The following is a 15286-nucleotide window of genomic DNA, read 5'->3' as shown; positions in this document are numbered from 1 at the left end:
AGCTTACCGCATCGCCACCTGCGGCGTATCCGGGTCACGTTGCTGGCGGCGGAACTGCCCTGGCGGCAGGCCGTGGATCTGGCGAAAACGCCGGGAGAAATAAGCTTCATCGGCAAAGCCGCAGAGCCGCGCCACCTCGCCCACCGGCCGGCTGCCATTGAGCAGGTAGTTGCGCGCCGTGTGCATGCGCCGCTCCAACACCAGTTCACTGAAGGTCTTGCCGATTTCCTTGCGCAACCAGTGGGTCAGGTAGGTCGGCGACAGATAGGTCGCCGCCGCCACCTTCTGCAGGTTGAGGTCGGGATCATCGATGTGCCGGCGCAGGTAGTCGCTCATGCGTCCCAGGGCGGCGCGCCGGCTCAGTTGCGCGGCATTGCCCTCGGCCAACGCGCGCAGGGGCTCGGCGTACAGGCCGCAGACCTGACCGATCAATTGCAAGAGCAAGCCCTTGAGCATCTCGCGGCTGCCGAATCGGCGGTTGCCATCGAGTTCGCGCATGCGTTCGAGCATCTGCCGCACCTGGGCGAATTCAGCGTCATCGAGGCAGAAATCCAAGTGTTCCTGAAAGCGAAACGGCGACAGCTCGGGGGCCTGCAGGATCGAGACGTCCTCCAGATCCATCGGGTCGCAGGCCAGGTGCGGCAGGAGGAAGGTCTGGGAGAAGTTGATCACCATGAAATCGCTGTCGGCCGGGTGCGGGATCACGTGGACCCGATGCGGCAGGATGAACGCCAGGGTATTGCGGCGAAACGGGCGCTGCACGCTGCCGATGTGCTGCACGGTGTCACCGCCGAAATTGATCTGGATCTGGAAGTACTCGTGGCGATGCGGCGCAGTCTCGGCGCAGCGGCCATGCTGGTCGCGGATGTGGAAGTCCATCAGCTCGCTGCGCTGCTGCATGAGGTAGGTCGGGACCTCGTGCTTGGGGGGCATTGGGCTTTCTCCGGTCGGTAAGACGATGGGGTGCCTGTGCGGGCCCTTTCGCGGGTAAACCCGCTCCTACAGGGCCTGCGCCGCTCGTGTAGGAGCGGGTTTACCCGCGAAAGGGCCCGCACAGGCACCCGATAATTCTGACCGGCATCCGGTCTAACTGGCAACAAGTTGTACGATGTCTAAGCTCGAAAACGTAGCCACCCGTTCAAAAAACCATACCCCTCGAGATCTCTTAAACCCCTCTAAACCAAGCTTTTCAGCAAATCAGGCGCGCCGAACCCCCGCCCGCATATTTGTTGGACAACGCAGTCTAGGCTGCGCCTCTCTGCAGAAAACGATCTAAACCACGCGTTGCATTTCGATAGTTGTACGACCACCTTAGAAAAGGGACTGCAGCCCACCTCACCCAACAACAACAAACGAGGTCGACTCATGTCGAGCACGCCAACCTCGCGTACCACGGCGACGTCGTTCGCCCTGGACGCGGCTCCATCGCAACGCCTGCCCACTCGCCGCCGCTGGTTCATGCTGTCACTGCTGCTGCTGGCGACCATCATCAACTACGTCGACCGGGTCAACATTTCTATCGCTGCACCGTTCATGTCCAAGGATCTGGGCCTGGACAAGGTCGAAATGGGCCTGATCTTTTCCGCTTTCGCCTGGACCTACGCCTTGGCCTTGGTGCCTGCCGGTTTCATCGCCGACCGGTTCGGCTCGCGCCTGACCTATGGCGTGTCGCTGATCAGTTGGTCGGCGGTCACCGTTGCCCAGGGCCTGGCCAGTGGCTTCGCTTCGCTGTTCGGCCTGCGCCTGGCGGTCGGCGCCATGGAAGCTCCGGCCTTTCCGGCCAACAGCCGCGCGGTGACGGTATGGTTCCCCGCCCGCGAGCGCGGCATGGCCAGCAGTATCTACGTCTGCGGCCAGTACCTGGGCACCGCGCTGTTCACCGGCGCGCTGCTGTGGCTGGCCACCACCTATGACTGGCGCCACGTGTTCTACAGCACCGGTGCGATCGGCATCGTGTTCGGCGTGCTGTGGCTGTGGCTGTACCGCGATCCGCTGAGTTGCAAGAAGGTCAGCAAGGAAGAGCTGGCCTACATCGAGAACGGCGGCGGTCTGGTGAAAAGCAGCCAGCAACGCACCCGCTTCGACTGGCGTCAAGTCGCCGAGCTGTTCCGCTATCGCCAGGTGTGGGCGATCTGCCTGGGCAAGTTCGCCAGCACCTCGGCGCTTTACTTCTTCCTGACCTGGTTCCCCACTTACCTGATCGAAGAACGCCAACTGACCCTGATCAAGGTCGGCATCTTCGCGGTGATGCCGTTCATTGGCGCGACCGTGGGTATCCTCCTGGCGGGTATCGTTTCCGACCTGCTGATCCGCCGCGGCTACTCGCTGTCGTTCGCCCGCAAGCTGCCGCTGGTGGTGGGGTCGATGCTGGGCATGTCGATCGTGCTGGTCAATTTCACCGACTCCAACGTGCTGTGCATCGCCGTCCTGACGTTGGCGTTCTTCGCCCAGGGCATCGCTTCGTCGTCATGGGCGGCGGTGTCGGAGGTGGCGCCCAAGGAGTTGATCGGGCTCACCGGTGGCATCACCAGCCTGGCGGCCAACATCGGCGGCATCGTCACGCCGATCGTGATCGGCGCCATCGTACAGGCCAGCGGCTCGTTCGCCATGGCGTTCTGGTTCATCGGCGGCGTCGCGTTGATGGGCACCCTTTCCTACTCGTTGTTGCTGGGCAAGTTGTACCGGATCGAGCTGAAGGCGGCGGCCTGAGTCGAGCATTGCAGGGGCTTTGCCGGCCTCTTCGCGGCTAAAGCCGCTCCTACAGATGGATCGCAGTCCTGTAGGAGCGGCTTTAGCCGCGAAGAAGCCGGCAAAGACCAACGCAGCTCCCCGGATTAGTCCAATCCAACCCCGTTTTTGTCCAACTTTGCTCGCCCGCCGCTGTTTACGCTGCCCACTCCAGCACAGAGGAAGTCCCCATGTCGTATCTGTTCAATCCGCCGCCCACGGTCAGCCTGCCGATCCATGGCAGTGCCACGCGCTTTCCCGTCGGTCGGGTGTTCTGCCTGGGCCGCAACTACCCCTGGCCCGAGTCTTTCGGCCCCGCGCCGAGCGAGCCGATGTTTTTCATGAAGCCGGCCTGCAACATCGTCCAGGCCACCGGCGAGCTGCCGTTCCCGCCGCAAACCGACGAGTTCTGCCACGAGATCGAGTTAGTGGTGGCGATCGGTGAAGGCGGTGCCGACATCGCCTCCGAACAGGCCCTGGCCCACGTCTACGGCTTTGCCGCGGGCCTGGACCTGACCCGCCGCGACCGCCAGCGGCAGGCCAAGGCCGAAGGGCTGCCATGGGAAGGCGCCAAGGTATTCGAGGCTTCGGCACCGATGACCGCGATAGTGCCTGCCAGCCAGTGCACCTGGCCGCTCGATGCCAGCCTTTGGCTGCAGGTCAACGGCCAGGAACGCCAGCGCGCCCATCTGTCCCAACAGACCTGGCCGCTGGCCGAGGTGATCAGCCGACTGTCGCGGCTACTGCCACTGCGCCCCGGTGACCTGATCATGACCGGCAGTCCGCCCGGCGTGGCGCCCTTGAATCCCGGCGATGTGATCCACGCCGGCATCGACGGCATTGGCGAACTGCACCTGCAGGTCGGTGCGCGCGCCAGCGTTTCCCGCACCCACGCCGCCTGAATCCCTGGAGTTCCCATGAGCCCTACCCAGAACAAGAGAGTCGCCTTGGTCACCGGCGCCGGCAGCGGCATCGGTCGCGCTGTCGCCCTCGCACTGCTCGAGGACGGCTTCTGCCTGGTCCTCGCCGGGCGTCGCGCCGAACCCTTGCAAGCGCTTGCCGAGCAGGCCCGGGCCGCCGGTGGCCAGGCCCTGGCCGTGCCCACCGATGTGCGCGACGAGCACAGCGTGGCCCAGCTGTTCGCCACTATCGAGGAAGTGCATGGCCGCCTCGACGTGGTGTTCAACAACGCCGGCATCAACGCTCCGGCCGTGCCGGTCGACGAACTGCCGCTGGAGAACTGGCGCAACGTCATCGCCACCAACGTCGATGGCGTGTTCCTCTGCGCCCGCGGCGCCTTTGGCCTGATGCGACGCCAACAGCCTCAGGGTGGACGAATCATCAACAACGGTTCGATCTCGGCGCACACGCCACGTCCGTTCACCGCCCCCTACACGGCCAGCAAGCATGCCGTGCTCGGCCTGACCAAGGCACTGGCCCTCGATGGCCGGCCCTACAACATCGTCTGCAGCCAGGTGGACATCGGCAATGCCCTGACCGAGCTGTCCGAACGCATGACCCGTGGCGTGCGCCAGGCCAATGGCGAGATCGCCGCCGAGCCGATGCTCGACGTGCGCCACGTGGCCGATGCCGTGCGCTACATCGCGGCACTGCCGCTCGACGCCAACGTACTGAACATGACCGTGATGGCCAGCAACATGCCCTTCGTCGGGCGCGGCTGACCTCCCTTGCCTTGAAAGGAACTGCTTGATGAAACCGCAAATCCTGCAACTGAGCCCCATCCTTATCCCAGCCGTCCGCGAGCGCCTGGAATCACTGTTCACCGTGCACCGCTACTTCGAGCAGGCCGACAAAGATGCCTGCATCGCCGCCCATGGCGCCCACATCCGTGGCGTGGTCACCGGCGGGCACACCGGCATCAGCCAGGCGCTGATGGCACGCCTGCCCAACTTGCAGGTGGTGGCGGTGAACGGCGTGGGTACCGATGCAGTGGACCTGGCCTACGCCCGCGACCGCGGCATCCAGGTGACCGCCACCATCGGCGCGCTGACCGAGGATGTCGCGGACCTGGCCATTGGCCTGCTGATCGGGGTGTGCCGTGGCATCTGCAGCGGCGATCGCTTCGTCCGCGCCGGGCACTGGGCGACCAGTGCAACGCCGCTGGCACCGCTGCCGCTGGCGCGCCAGGTCTCGGGCATGCGCATCGGTATCGTCGGCATGGGCCGAGTCGGCCGCGCGGTGGCGCAGCGGGCTGCCGCGTTCGGTTGCCCGATCCGCTACACCGATCTGCAGGCGCTGGACGTGCCCTATGGGTTCGAACCCGACCTGCTGCAGTTGGCGAAGGACAGCGATGCGCTGATCCTGGCGGCAGCCGCCGACAAGGGCGAGGCGTTGATCGGCGCCCAAGTGCTGCGTGCATTGGGTCCGGAGGGCTACCTGATCAACATCGCACGCGGCAAGCTGGTGGATGAACCGGCGTTGATCGCGGCGCTGCAGGCAGGTGAGATCGCCGGGGCGGCATTGGACGTGTTCGCCGACGAACCGCACGCGCCAGAGGCGTTGTTCGAACGGGACGACGTGGTGCTGCAACCGCATCGGGCCAGTGCCACGGTGCAGACCCGCACGCGCATGGGTGAAATGGTGGTCGATGGGTTGGTGGAGGTGTTTGCCGGGCGTAAGCCGCAGGGGTTGGTGATCTAGATAGCTTGAACCGGCCTGTTCGCGGCGGTTCGCCGCCGCGAAAGGGCCGCTACGGACAACCCATCAGGATCAGCCCACCGCCACCTCCACCGCCCCTCCATTGAGCCGCACGGGCCACACCCGCAACCGCTGCCCCTCATCCTCCAGGCAGCGGCCACTCGCCAGGCTGAAATGCTGCTTGTACAGCGGCGCCGCCACCACCAACTCCCCCTGCAGGCTGCCCACCAATCCACGGCCGATCACATTGGCTCCGGAGCGTGGATCGCGGTTGTCCACCGCATACACCGCCTGCTCCTGACCAGGCAGATAGAATACCGCCACCTGGGCACCCTCGAGCCATACCACCACGCCGGAATCGGCGACCAGGTCGTCGGCCTGGCACACCGCCTGCCAGTTCGGTTGGGGTTGCACAGCAGCATTGGACAGGGTCATCAGACAGCCTCCTCGACAGTGGGAATCAGGTGCAGCGCGGTAGCGGGACGCCGTTGTTCACGCTCGCGGACGAAATGCACATCCGGATCGGCACGCCGGTCGTTGACGAAGGTGCGGAAGCGCTTGAGCTTCTCCGGATCTTTCAGGGCGTTGGCCCATTCGCATTCATACTGGTCGACCACATGCTGCATCTGCGCCTCCAGCTCGGCGGCCAGGCCGAGGCTGTCCTCGAGAATCACCTGCTTGAGGTAGTCCAGGCCGCCATCGAGGCTCTCGCGCCAGACCGAAGTACGCTGCAACTTGTCCGCGGTGCGGATGTAGAACATCAACACACGGTCAATCAGCCGCACCAGGGTTTCGTCGTCCAGGTCGGTGGCGAACAGCTCGGCATGCCGTGGGCGCATGCCGCCATTGCCACAGACGTACAGGTTCCAGCCCTTGTCGGTGGCGATCACGCCGATGTCCTTGCTCTGCGCCTCGGCGCACTCGCGGGTGCAACCGGACACTGCGAATTTCAGCTTGTGTGGACTGCGCAGGCCTTTGTAGCGATCTTCCAGGCGCAGGGCCATGCCGACGCTGTCCTGCACGCCATAACGGCACCAGGTGCTACCGACGCACGATTTCACCGTACGGGTCGATTTGCCATAGGCATGGCCGGTTTCGAACCCGGCCTCGATCAGCTCGCCCCAGATCAGCGGCAGCTCGTGCAATTGGGCGCCGAACAGGTCGATGCGCTGGCCGCCGGTGATCTTGGTGTAGAGGTCGTATTTCTTCGCCACCTGGCCGATCACGATCAGCTTGTCCGGGGTGATCTCGCCACCGGGAATACGCGGCACCACCGAGTAGGTACCGTTCTTCTGCATGTTGGCCATGAAGGTGTCGTTGGTGTCCTGCAGCGGTACCAATGCCGGATCCATGATCGGCTGGTTCCAGCACGAGGCCAGTATGTTGCCCACCGCTGGCTTGCAGATGTCGCAACCGACATGGCCCTTGCCGTGGCGGGCGAGCAAGTCTTGGAAAGTGCGGATGCCCTCTACGCGCACCAGGCCGTAGAGCTCCTGGCGGGTGTAGGCGAAGTGTTCGCACAGGCTCTTGTCCACGGTCACGCCGCGGGCAGTGAGTTCGTGCTCGAAGACCTGCTTGAGCAAAGCCGCGCAACCGCCGCAGCCGGTGGCCGCCTTGGTGCAGCCCTTGACGGCGGCAAGATCGCTGCAGCCGCTGTCGATGGCCGCGCACACCGCGCCTTTGCTGACGTTGTGGCACGAGCAGATGGTCGCGCTATCAGGCAATGCATCGGCGCCCAGGGCAGGCGCCCCACCACCCTGCGGCAGGATCAGCGCGGCCGGGTCGGCCGGCAGGGCGATACCGTTCTGGGCGTACTGCAGCAAGGTGTCGTAGTAGCTGTTGTCGCCGACCAACACCGCACCGAGGACCTTCTTGCCGCTGGCATCCACCACCAGGCGGCGATAGGCGCTGTTGGCTTCGTCGATGAAGCGATAGCTGCGCGCACCCGGCGTGGCACCGTGGGCATCGCCGATGGAGCCAACGTCCACGCCCAACAGCTTGAGCTTGGTGGACATGTCGGCGCCGCTGAATTCACCGGCCACCTCGCCCATCAGCAGCGCGGCAAGGTTACGCGCCATGCTGTAGCCGGGAGCGACCAGGCCGAACACGCTGCCGTTCCAGGAGGCACATTCACCGATGGCGAAGATCCGTGGGTCGCTGGAGCGGCAGTGGTTGTCGATGACCACGCCACCACGGGCGGCGATGTCCAGGCCGCAGGCGCGGCCAAGAGCATCCTGCGGGCGGATGCCGGCGGAAAATACGATCAGGTCGGTTTCCAGGTGCTCGCCACCGTCGAAGTTCATGCGGTAGCGGTAGGTTTCACCGGCGCTGATCGACTGGGTGGCACGTGACAGGTGCACACCTACGCCCAGGGCTTCGATCTGGGCCTTCAGTGCAGCGCCACCCTCGCCGTCGAGTTGCACCGGCATCAGCCGGGGAGCGAATTCCACCACATGGGCTTCCAGACCGAGGGACTTCAAGGCATTGGCCGCTTCCAGGCCAAGCAGGCCGCCGCCGACCACCACGCCACGGCGAGCGTCGCTGGCTGCGGCGCGGATCGCGTCGAGGTCGTCGAGGGTGCGGTAGACCAGCCGGGCGTGGCCACTGGAGCCTTCGATTGGCGGCACGAAGGGATAGGAGCCGGTCGCCAGGATCAGCTGATCATAGCCATAGCGCCCCTCTGCGGTGATCACCTCCTGGCGTTCGCGGTCGATCTCCAGTACCGCTTCGCCCAGGTGCAGGTGCACCTCGCTGGCGCCGTAGAAGCCAGGTTCGCACAGGGCCAGGGTTTCGGCACAGCTACCGGCGAAGTACTCCGACAGGTGCACACGGTCGTAGGCACGCTGGCGCTCCTCGCCGAAGACACGCACCTCGAAGCGCGCCAGGGCGCCGCGTTCGACCAGTTGCTCGACGCAGTGGTGTCCGACCATGCCGTTGCCGACGATGACCAGTCGCTCTCGTTGTCCGCCGTTAGCTGTTGCCTTCATAGCCGATCCTCGATCAAAAAAAAGGCGCCTGGAGCCGAAGCTCCAGGCGCCTTTGCCTGTATTCATCACGGAGTGGTGCCCGGAATGGTCGCCGTTGACCAGTGGGCTCTGTTGTATCTGGGTTAAAGCAGGGAGTGTGCCAAGTATATGTCTGTGCCGGCCTCTTCGCGGGTAAACCCGCTCCTACAGGGGGCTGGCCGTGCGAGGTTCCTGTAGGAGCGGGTTTACCCGCGAAGAGGCCAGCACAACCAATGCACATCCACAGTGCACCCCTCCCCATCCTGGGGCACTTCAATACACATCACGCCGATAACGCTTGGCCCTGCCCAGCTCCTCGACATAGGCAGCAGCCGCCGCCAGATCCATGCCGCCATGCTCGGCGACGATCTCGCGCAAGGCTGCATCGACGTCCTTGGCCATGCGCTGGGCATCGCCACAGACATAGAAGTACGCTCCGGCCTGCAGCCATTGCCACAGCTGCGCACCTTGCTCGCGCAGGCGCTGTTGTACGTAGATCTTCTCGGCCTGGTCCCGCGAGAACGCCGTGTCCAGGCGCAGGTGCCCCGCAGCCTGCCAGGCCTGTAACTGGTCTTGGTAATAGAAATCGGTGGCGGCGTATTGCTCGCCGAAGAACAGCCAGTTGCCGCCCTTGGCTCCCCGCGCCTCACGTTCTTCGAGGAACGCGCGAAACGGCGCGATACCGGTGCCGGGCCCTACCATGATGACGGCCACATCATCGTCCTCAGGCAGGCGAAAATGCTTCGACACCTGAGGGAAGATCGCCACTTCCAACGCCTCGGCGCGGTCGGCCAGAAACGTCGAACAGACTCCCTTGCGCCGGCCATGGCGCACGGTCGACACGGTCAGGTGCACCTGCCCGGGATGGGCCAGGGGGCTGGAGCTGATCGAGTACAGCCGCGGCTGCAACGGCTTGAGCAATTCGAGCCAGGTAGTCAATGGCAGATCCTGGGGGAAGGAATGCAGGACATCGACCAACTGCCTGCCCCACAGCCACTCCTGCAACTCGGCCTTGCAGTCAGGGTGCAACAGCCGCTGCAGATCGGCGGCGTTGTGGCTGAAGACCTGCAACTGCTGCGGGGTGATCTTGGCGATTTCCAGGTGGGCTTCCAGCGCCTGGGCCAGGGGCATCGTCGGCTGTCCCTTGAGCTCGACCGGAGTCCCACCGTCCAAGCGCATCAGGCCGAGCAACTCCTCGACCAGCGCCGGACAGTTACGTGGCCATACCCCCAGAGCATCGCCGGCCTGGTAGGTGAAGCCGCTACCGGCCAGGTCGAACACCAGCTGGCGGGTCTCCTTGCTCGCGCCTGGGCCATTGAGTACGCGGTTTTCCAGCAGGCGTGCGAGGTACGGCCGTTGCTTGCCATAGGGCGCAGTCGGCGCCGGTCTCGAGCCTGGGGCAACCGCGGCACCGTTGTCCAAGGCTGGCAGCAGGGCTTCCAGCCAAGTGGTGAACGCCTCGTCGTAGTCAGGTTCACAGTCGACACGTGGCAACAAACGACGCCCGCCCAACTCAGCCAGACGCTGGTCGAGCTTGCGGCCAAAAGCGCAGAACTGGTCGTAGCTGGAATCGCCCAGGGCCAGCACGGCGTAAGGCAGGTCGGCGCAATGGGCACCTTCCTCGCCTTGCAACGCCTGCCAAAAAGCCCCGGCGCTATCAGGCGCATCGCCATCGCCGAAGGTACTGGCGATCAGCACCACGCTGGCGGCGCCTTGCAACTGTCGCGGACTGACCCCATCCATGCACCCGAGCTGTACGGCGAGACCGGCGCTGCGCAGCCGCTCGGCGCAACGCTCGGCCAAAGCCTCGCTGTTGCCGGTTTGCGAAGCCCAAAGCAGTCGGTGATGCGCTGGGCCGATCAGCGTCTCGGGCGCCGCCGTCGACTGTGCGAACAGTCCCGCCAGCAAACCATCGACGAACAGTCGCCTGGAAGCCGCCAACGGTGCATTGACCGGCAAGCGAGGCACACCTTCGGCACCGGCCTGATCCAACCCGAGCAAAAAGCCTTGCAGGTAGTGGCGCTCGTCCTCGGTCAGCACAGGGGCAGGCAGTGCGTCCAGGCCAAGCAGGCGGGACAAGGTAGCGGTCGGCATGCGGGCAGGCTCCGGCAGATGAGGTGTGGCGCTCAGCTCAAGGGCATCGATGCGCTCGCCGGCGACCCGCTCCAGGGCCACGGCGCAGTGTTTGAAGGCCGGCTGCAGGGACTGCGGGTCGACCGCGTCGCAGGTCACGGCGTTGATTGCCAGTCGCTCACCGAACACATCGTTCCAATGAAACGGCACGAAACAGTTGCCCGGCATCACACGGGTGCTGATCCGTGCCGGCAACACGGTTTGGCCGCGACGAGAACGGACGGCTACCTGGTCCTGGTCGCGCAGCCCCAGACGCTCGGCGTCCTCGGGGTGAATCTCGACGAAAGGGCCGGGCTCGAGCTTGTTCAGCGCCGGCACCTTGCCGGTCTTGGTCAGGGTGTGCCATTGGTGCTGGACGCGGCCGGTATTGAGTACCAGTGGATAGTCGTCATCTGGCAGTTCGGGAGCAGGCAGCCAGGGCCGGGCAAAGAATCGCGCCTTGCCGCTGACTGTCGGAAAGGCCAGCGCCGGCCTGTTGCCCTGGGTATCGAGTAGCAGGTGCTGGCTGGCGCCGTCGTTGAGATAGCGTAGCGGGTTGCGCCGGTCGGTACGGCCTGGGGCGCACGGCCATTGCCGCGGGTTCTGGCGCAGCTCGGCATAGTCGATACCGCGCAGGTCGTAGCCGCTGGCGGGGTTCCAGAAACGCCGGATTTCGTCGAAGACGGCCTCGGCATCGGGGTAGTCGAAGGCGTGGGCATAGCCCATGGCGCAGGCGACGCGGGCGATGATTTGCCAGTCGGGCAGGCTCTGCCCTGGGGGCATGACGGCACGCGGCATCAGGGTCAGGTTGCGTTCGCTGTTGATCATCACCCCCTCGCCTTCGGCCCAAAGCGCGCCGGGCAGCAGGATATCGGCGTAGCGGTTGGTCTCGGTGTCGAGAAAGGCGTCCTGGGCGATGACCAGTTCGGCTGCGCGCAGACCGTCGATCACCTGTTGCCGATTGGCGACGCTAGCGACCGGGTTACTGCAGATGATCCAGCAGGCCTTCACCTCGCCCGCCTTCATCTGCTCGAACAAGGCGACCGTGCCTTCGCCCCCCTCGGCGCGCAGGGTCCCGGCGGTGAGGCCCCATTGCTGTTCGACGAAAGCACGGTCTCCCTCGACCAGGGCCGAACGCTGACCCGGCAGGCCGGGGCCCATGTAGCCCATCTCGCGTCCACCCATGGCGTTGGGCTGGCCGGTCAGCGAGAACGGGCCGCTGCCCGGACGGCAGATGGCGCCAGTGGCCAGGTGCAGGTTGCACAACGCATTGCTGTGCCAGGTGCCATGGATGCTCTGGTTCAGACCCATGGTCCAGCAGCTCATCCACTGCCCGGCATTGCCGATCCACTCGGCTGCCTGACGCAGGTCGGCTTCGGCCAGACCGGTGATAGCGGCGACGCGTTCGGGGGTGTAGTCCTCGAGAAACGCCGGTAGTGCTTCCCAGCCTTCGGTGTACCGGGCAATGAACGCGGGATCAGTGTGGCCGTTGTGGTGCAGCAGGTGAAGCAAGCCGTTGAGCAACGCCAGGTCGCTGCCAGGGCGCAGTTGCAGGAACAGGTCGGCCTTGTCGGCGGTGGCGGTGCGCCGGGGGTCTACCACGATCAACTTGGCCCCGGCCTTGACCCGGTCGAGCAGGCGTAAAAAGAGAACCGGATGGCAGTCAGCCATGTTGGCACCGATCACCAGGAACACCTCGGCATGCTCGAAGTCCTGATAACTGCCTGGCGGCCCATCGGCGCCCAGTGAGAGTTTGTAGCCGGTGCCGGCGCTGGCCATGCACAAACGCGAGTTGGACTCGATATGACGGGTGCCGATGAACCCCTTGGCCAGCTTGTTAGCGAGGTATTGCGCCTCCAGCGACATCTGCCCGGACACGTACAGTGCCACGGCGTCGGGCCCATGGTTGTCGATGATGCCGCGCAGGCGCTGGGCAGCCTCACCGATGGCCTGATCCAACGCGGTACGAAGCGGTTCCTGATGAGGCTGTTGGCGCACGTAGGCATCTTCCATGCGGCCACGGGTCAGAGGCAGGTGGGCGGTGAGGCCTTTGGTGCAGAGGCGACCGAAGTTGCTCGGATGCTGCTTGTCGCCGGCGACCTTGCTGACTTTGCCGTCGGCCACGGTCATGACGATGCCGCAACCAACGCCGCAGTAGGGGCATACGCTGCGCACTTCACTGGTGGTCATCGACGTGTCTCCCTTCAGAAACGCGAAAAGGCGCCGGCTGCCCCGGCTTGCTTGGCAAGCGGAGCAACACGGCGCCTTTGTCGTGGATGTGTGGGGGCCAATCGACGTTGACGGCCCTGGATGAGGAGATCAGCAATTTATGGGCCAGCTGTATCGGCCCTTTCGCGGGCAAGCCCGCTCCCACAGGTTTACCCCAGGCTTGAAGGACGGCATGGATCCTGTGGGAGCGGGTTTGCCCGCGAAAGGGACGGCACGGATAACGCACCACTCGGTGGCAACCGGCAGCGCCATAGCGCTATGCTGGGGCACATTCCAGCACGAGATACTGCCCTCCGCTCATGTCCCAGGTGATCCTCAAGACCCCCGAGCAACTCGACCTGATGCGCCGCGCCGGCCAATTGCTGGCCCAGGTGTTCGCCGACCTGGACGGTTTCATTCGTCCCGGCGTGACCACCCTGCAGATCAACGACCGCGCCGACGCCTTCATCGTCCACACCCTCAAGGCCCGTCCAGCGAGCAAGGGCCAATATGGCTTTCCCTACTCGCTCAACACCTCGGTGGATCACGTGGTCTGCCATGGCATTCCCAAAGCCGACGAGGTGTTGCGGGAGGGCTCGATCATCAATGTCGACATCACCCTCGAGCATGCAGGCTACATCGCCGATTCGTCGAAGATGTATCGCATCGGCAGGATCAGCGACGAGGCCGCGCGGCTGGTCGACACGACCTATGAAGCCCTGTGGAAAGGCATCGCCCAAGTACGCCCTGGGGCGACACTGGGTGATATCGGCCATGCCATCCAGACTCATGCCGAAGCTGCAGGCTACAGCGTGGTACGCGAGTACTGCGGCCACGGTATCGGCAGGCAGATGCACGAAGGTCCGGAAGTGCTGCATTTCGGCCACCGCGGCATGGGGATGAAGCTCAAACCCGGAATGGTGTTCACCATCGAACCGATGATCAACCAGGGTGGGCGCGGTACGCGGACGCTGAAAGATGGTTGGACGGTGGTGACCCGTGACCATGCCCTGTCGGCACAGTGGGAGCATACGGTGGCAGTGACCGAAGAGGGGGTCGAGGTGCTGACGCTGCGCGAGGAGGAGCGGCACCGCTGAGGCGACAGGGGCCTATGCCCCCGTATCCCGGCGATCCGGCGTAATCTGCGCAAAGACAGAAACAAAAAAAGCGACCTTAAGGTCGCTTTCTTTGTGGCTTCCGGGTGTTCAGTGGGCCCTGGAAGCTGGAATATGGCGCAGCGGACGGGACTCGAACCCGCGACCCCCGGCGTGACAGGCCGGTATTCTAACCGACTGAACTACCGCTGCGCTATACATCGAGTGGTGGGTGATGACGGGATCGAACCGCCGACCCTCTGCTTGTAAGGCAGATGCTCTCCCGGCTGAGCTAATCACCCTTTCGTCTCGGTGTGGCGCGCATTCTACGGACGACCCCGCACCCTGGCAAGCACTTTTTAAAACTTTTTCAAAAAAATTTTTCAGCCCTTTCAACGACCTAGCGCTACCGCGCATTTCTTTCCTTATATAGGGCTAATGGCCCTCTGACAGGGTTGGCCTCGGGACGCCGCTCGGAGAATAATGCCCGCCTTATGCATTAAGGAGAGATTCCCCCTCATGTGGTTCAAGAACCTGCTGTCCTACCGTCTGACCCAGGAAGTACCGTTCGAGGCGCAAGCCCTGGAGGCCGCCCTGGCCACCAAGCCTGCCCGCCCCTGCGCCAGCCAGGAGCTGACCACCTACGGATTCGTCGCGCCATTCGGCAAGGGCGAAGATGCTCCCCTGGTGCACGTCAGCGGTGAGTTCCTGCTGATTGCCGCGCGCAAGGAAGAACGCATCCTGCCGAGCAGTGTGGTCAACGATGCGGTAAAGGAGAAGGTCGAAGAGATCGAGACCGAGCAGATGCGCAAGGTCTACAAGAAGGAACGCGACCAGATCAAGGACGAGATCATCCAGGCCTTCCTGCCGCGCGCTTTCATCCGCCGCTCGATGATCTTCGCCGCCATTGCCCCGCGCCTGGGCATGATCCTGGTCAACTCGGCCAGCGCCAAGCGCGCCGAAGACCTGCTCTCGACCCTGCGCGAAGTCATCGGCTCGCTGCCGGTACGCCCGGCCACGGTGAAGATCGCACCGAGCGTGACCATGACCGACTGGGTCAAGTCGCAACAGGCAGCCGAAGGATTCTACGTGCTGGACGAGTGCGAACTGCGCGACACCGCCGAAGACGGCGGCATCGTGCGTTGCAAACGCCAGGACCTGACCAGCGAGGAAATCCAACTGCACCTGAGCACCGGCAAGGTGGTCACCCAGCTGGCCCTGGCCTGGCAGGACAAGCTGTCGTTCGTGCTCGACGACAAGATGGTGATCAAGCGCCTGAAGTTCGAAGAGTTGCTGCAGGAGCAGGCCGAGCAAGATGGCGGCGATGAGGCAGCACAGCAGTTCGATGCCAGCTTCCAACTGATGATGATGACCTTTGCCGAGTTTCTGCCGGTGCTGTTCGAAGCCCTGGGTGGGGAAGAGATTCCGCAGGGGGTCTAAAAGCAGCTGGAAGCTTCGAGCTGCAAGCTACAAGAACAATCA

General features: G+C 64.3%; 10 protein-coding genes and 2 tRNA genes. 6 read left to right on the top strand and 6 right to left on the bottom strand.

Annotated elements, in window-relative coordinates; translation table 11 throughout:
- Nucleotides 1–3: 3 nt before the first annotated feature.
- A complete protein-coding gene (locus KY379_RS23135) occupies nucleotides 4–933 on the bottom strand; it encodes a helix-turn-helix transcriptional regulator (protein ID WP_133331088.1) in 930 nt (309 codons plus the stop codon).
- Nucleotides 934–1365: 432 nt separating this feature from the next.
- Here KY379_RS23135 and KY379_RS23130 point away from each other — a divergent pair, with 432 nt between their 5' ends.
- From KY379_RS23130 to KY379_RS23115, 4 genes are all read left to right on the top strand, one after another.
- Entirely contained in the window at nucleotides 1366–2709 is a 1344-nt protein-coding gene (locus KY379_RS23130) for an MFS transporter (protein WP_261241515.1), read from the top strand.
- 209 nt (nucleotides 2710–2918) lie between these two features.
- Nucleotides 2919–3629 carry a fumarylacetoacetate hydrolase family protein gene (locus KY379_RS23125; RefSeq protein ID WP_261241516.1) on the top strand — a complete coding sequence of 237 codons (711 nt, stop codon included), beginning with the start codon at nucleotides 2919–2921 and terminating at the stop codon, nucleotides 3627–3629.
- 15 nt (nucleotides 3630–3644) lie between these two features.
- Nucleotides 3645–4409, top strand: coding sequence for an SDR family oxidoreductase (locus tag KY379_RS23120; RefSeq protein ID WP_133331094.1), 765 nt, complete (start codon nucleotides 3645–3647; stop codon nucleotides 4407–4409).
- Between the two features lie 28 nt (nucleotides 4410–4437).
- Nucleotides 4438–5388 carry a 2-hydroxyacid dehydrogenase gene (locus tag KY379_RS23115; protein ID WP_133331096.1) on the top strand — a complete coding sequence of 317 codons (951 nt, stop codon included), beginning with the start codon at nucleotides 4438–4440 and terminating at the stop codon, nucleotides 5386–5388.
- A gap of 69 nt (nucleotides 5389–5457) precedes the next feature.
- On the opposite strand, the gene nirD is transcribed toward KY379_RS23115, so the two are convergent.
- The 3 genes from nirD to KY379_RS23100 all read right to left on the bottom strand — a co-directional run bounded on the left by nirD (nucleotide 5458) and on the right by KY379_RS23100 (nucleotide 12692).
- Complete coding sequence (gene nirD, locus KY379_RS23110; protein WP_133331098.1) at nucleotides 5458–5820, bottom strand: nitrite reductase small subunit NirD; 363 nt, start codon at nucleotides 5818–5820, stop codon at nucleotides 5458–5460.
- Nucleotides 5820–8372, bottom strand: coding sequence for a nitrite reductase large subunit NirB (nirB, locus tag KY379_RS23105; RefSeq protein ID WP_133331100.1), 2553 nt, complete (start codon nucleotides 8370–8372; stop codon nucleotides 5820–5822). Before nirB ends, nirD begins: the two co-directional genes overlap by 1 nt.
- Before the next feature lie 291 nt (nucleotides 8373–8663).
- Complete coding sequence (locus tag KY379_RS23100; protein WP_261241517.1) at nucleotides 8664–12692, bottom strand: bifunctional nitrate reductase/sulfite reductase flavoprotein subunit alpha; 4029 nt, start codon at nucleotides 12690–12692, stop codon at nucleotides 8664–8666.
- Nucleotides 12693–13030: 338 nt separating this feature from the next.
- Here KY379_RS23100 and map point away from each other — a divergent pair, with 338 nt between their 5' ends.
- Entirely contained in the window at nucleotides 13031–13807 is a 777-nt protein-coding gene (gene map / locus KY379_RS23095; RefSeq protein WP_133331106.1) for a type I methionyl aminopeptidase, read from the top strand.
- A 133-nt stretch (nucleotides 13808–13940) separates the two neighbouring features.
- Here map and KY379_RS23090 read toward each other — a convergent pair.
- Together KY379_RS23090 and KY379_RS23085 are read right to left on the bottom strand one after the other, a co-directional pair.
- A tRNA-Asp gene (locus tag KY379_RS23090) sits at nucleotides 13941–14017 on the bottom strand.
- A 13-nt stretch (nucleotides 14018–14030) separates the two neighbouring features.
- Nucleotides 14031–14106: transfer RNA gene (locus KY379_RS23085), tRNA-Val, on the bottom strand.
- A gap of 217 nt (nucleotides 14107–14323) precedes the next feature.
- Between KY379_RS23085 and rdgC the strand changes: the two genes are divergently transcribed.
- Nucleotides 14324–15244, top strand: coding sequence for a recombination-associated protein RdgC (gene rdgC / locus KY379_RS23080; protein ID WP_261241518.1), 921 nt, complete (start codon nucleotides 14324–14326; stop codon nucleotides 15242–15244).
- Nucleotides 15245–15286: the final 42 nt, after the last annotated feature.

This window comes from Pseudomonas sp. HD6422 (genome assembly GCF_025377065.1).
Classification (GTDB): domain Bacteria; phylum Pseudomonadota; class Gammaproteobacteria; order Pseudomonadales; family Pseudomonadaceae; genus Aquipseudomonas; species Aquipseudomonas putida_U.
The sequence above is the reverse complement of the archived record's forward strand: the minus strand, read 5'-3'. Positions and strand labels throughout refer to the sequence as shown.

What these genes read in the sequence shown, in the direction of transcription:
- KY379_RS23135 (WP_133331088.1), bottom strand. Translation starts at nt 933, where the DNA reads ATGCCCCCCAAGCACGAGGTCCCGACCTACCTCATGCAGCAGCGCAGC.
- KY379_RS23130 (WP_261241515.1), top strand. Translation starts at nt 1,366, where the DNA reads ATGTCGAGCACGCCAACCTCGCGTACCACGGCGACGTCGTTCGCCCTG.
- KY379_RS23125 (WP_261241516.1), top strand. Translation starts at nt 2,919, where the DNA reads ATGTCGTATCTGTTCAATCCGCCGCCCACGGTCAGCCTGCCGATCCAT.
- KY379_RS23120 (WP_133331094.1), top strand. Translation starts at nt 3,645, where the DNA reads ATGAGCCCTACCCAGAACAAGAGAGTCGCCTTGGTCACCGGCGCCGGC.
- KY379_RS23115 (WP_133331096.1), top strand. Translation starts at nt 4,438, where the DNA reads ATGAAACCGCAAATCCTGCAACTGAGCCCCATCCTTATCCCAGCCGTC.
- nirD (WP_133331098.1), bottom strand. Translation starts at nt 5,820, where the DNA reads ATGACCCTGTCCAATGCTGCTGTGCAACCCCAACCGAACTGGCAGGCG.
- nirB (WP_133331100.1), bottom strand. Translation starts at nt 8,372, where the DNA reads ATGAAGGCAACAGCTAACGGCGGACAACGAGAGCGACTGGTCATCGTC.
- KY379_RS23100 (WP_261241517.1), bottom strand. Translation starts at nt 12,692, where the DNA reads ATGACCACCAGTGAAGTGCGCAGCGTATGCCCCTACTGCGGCGTTGGT.
- map (WP_133331106.1), top strand. Translation starts at nt 13,031, where the DNA reads ATGTCCCAGGTGATCCTCAAGACCCCCGAGCAACTCGACCTGATGCGC.
- rdgC (WP_261241518.1), top strand. Translation starts at nt 14,324, where the DNA reads ATGTGGTTCAAGAACCTGCTGTCCTACCGTCTGACCCAGGAAGTACCG.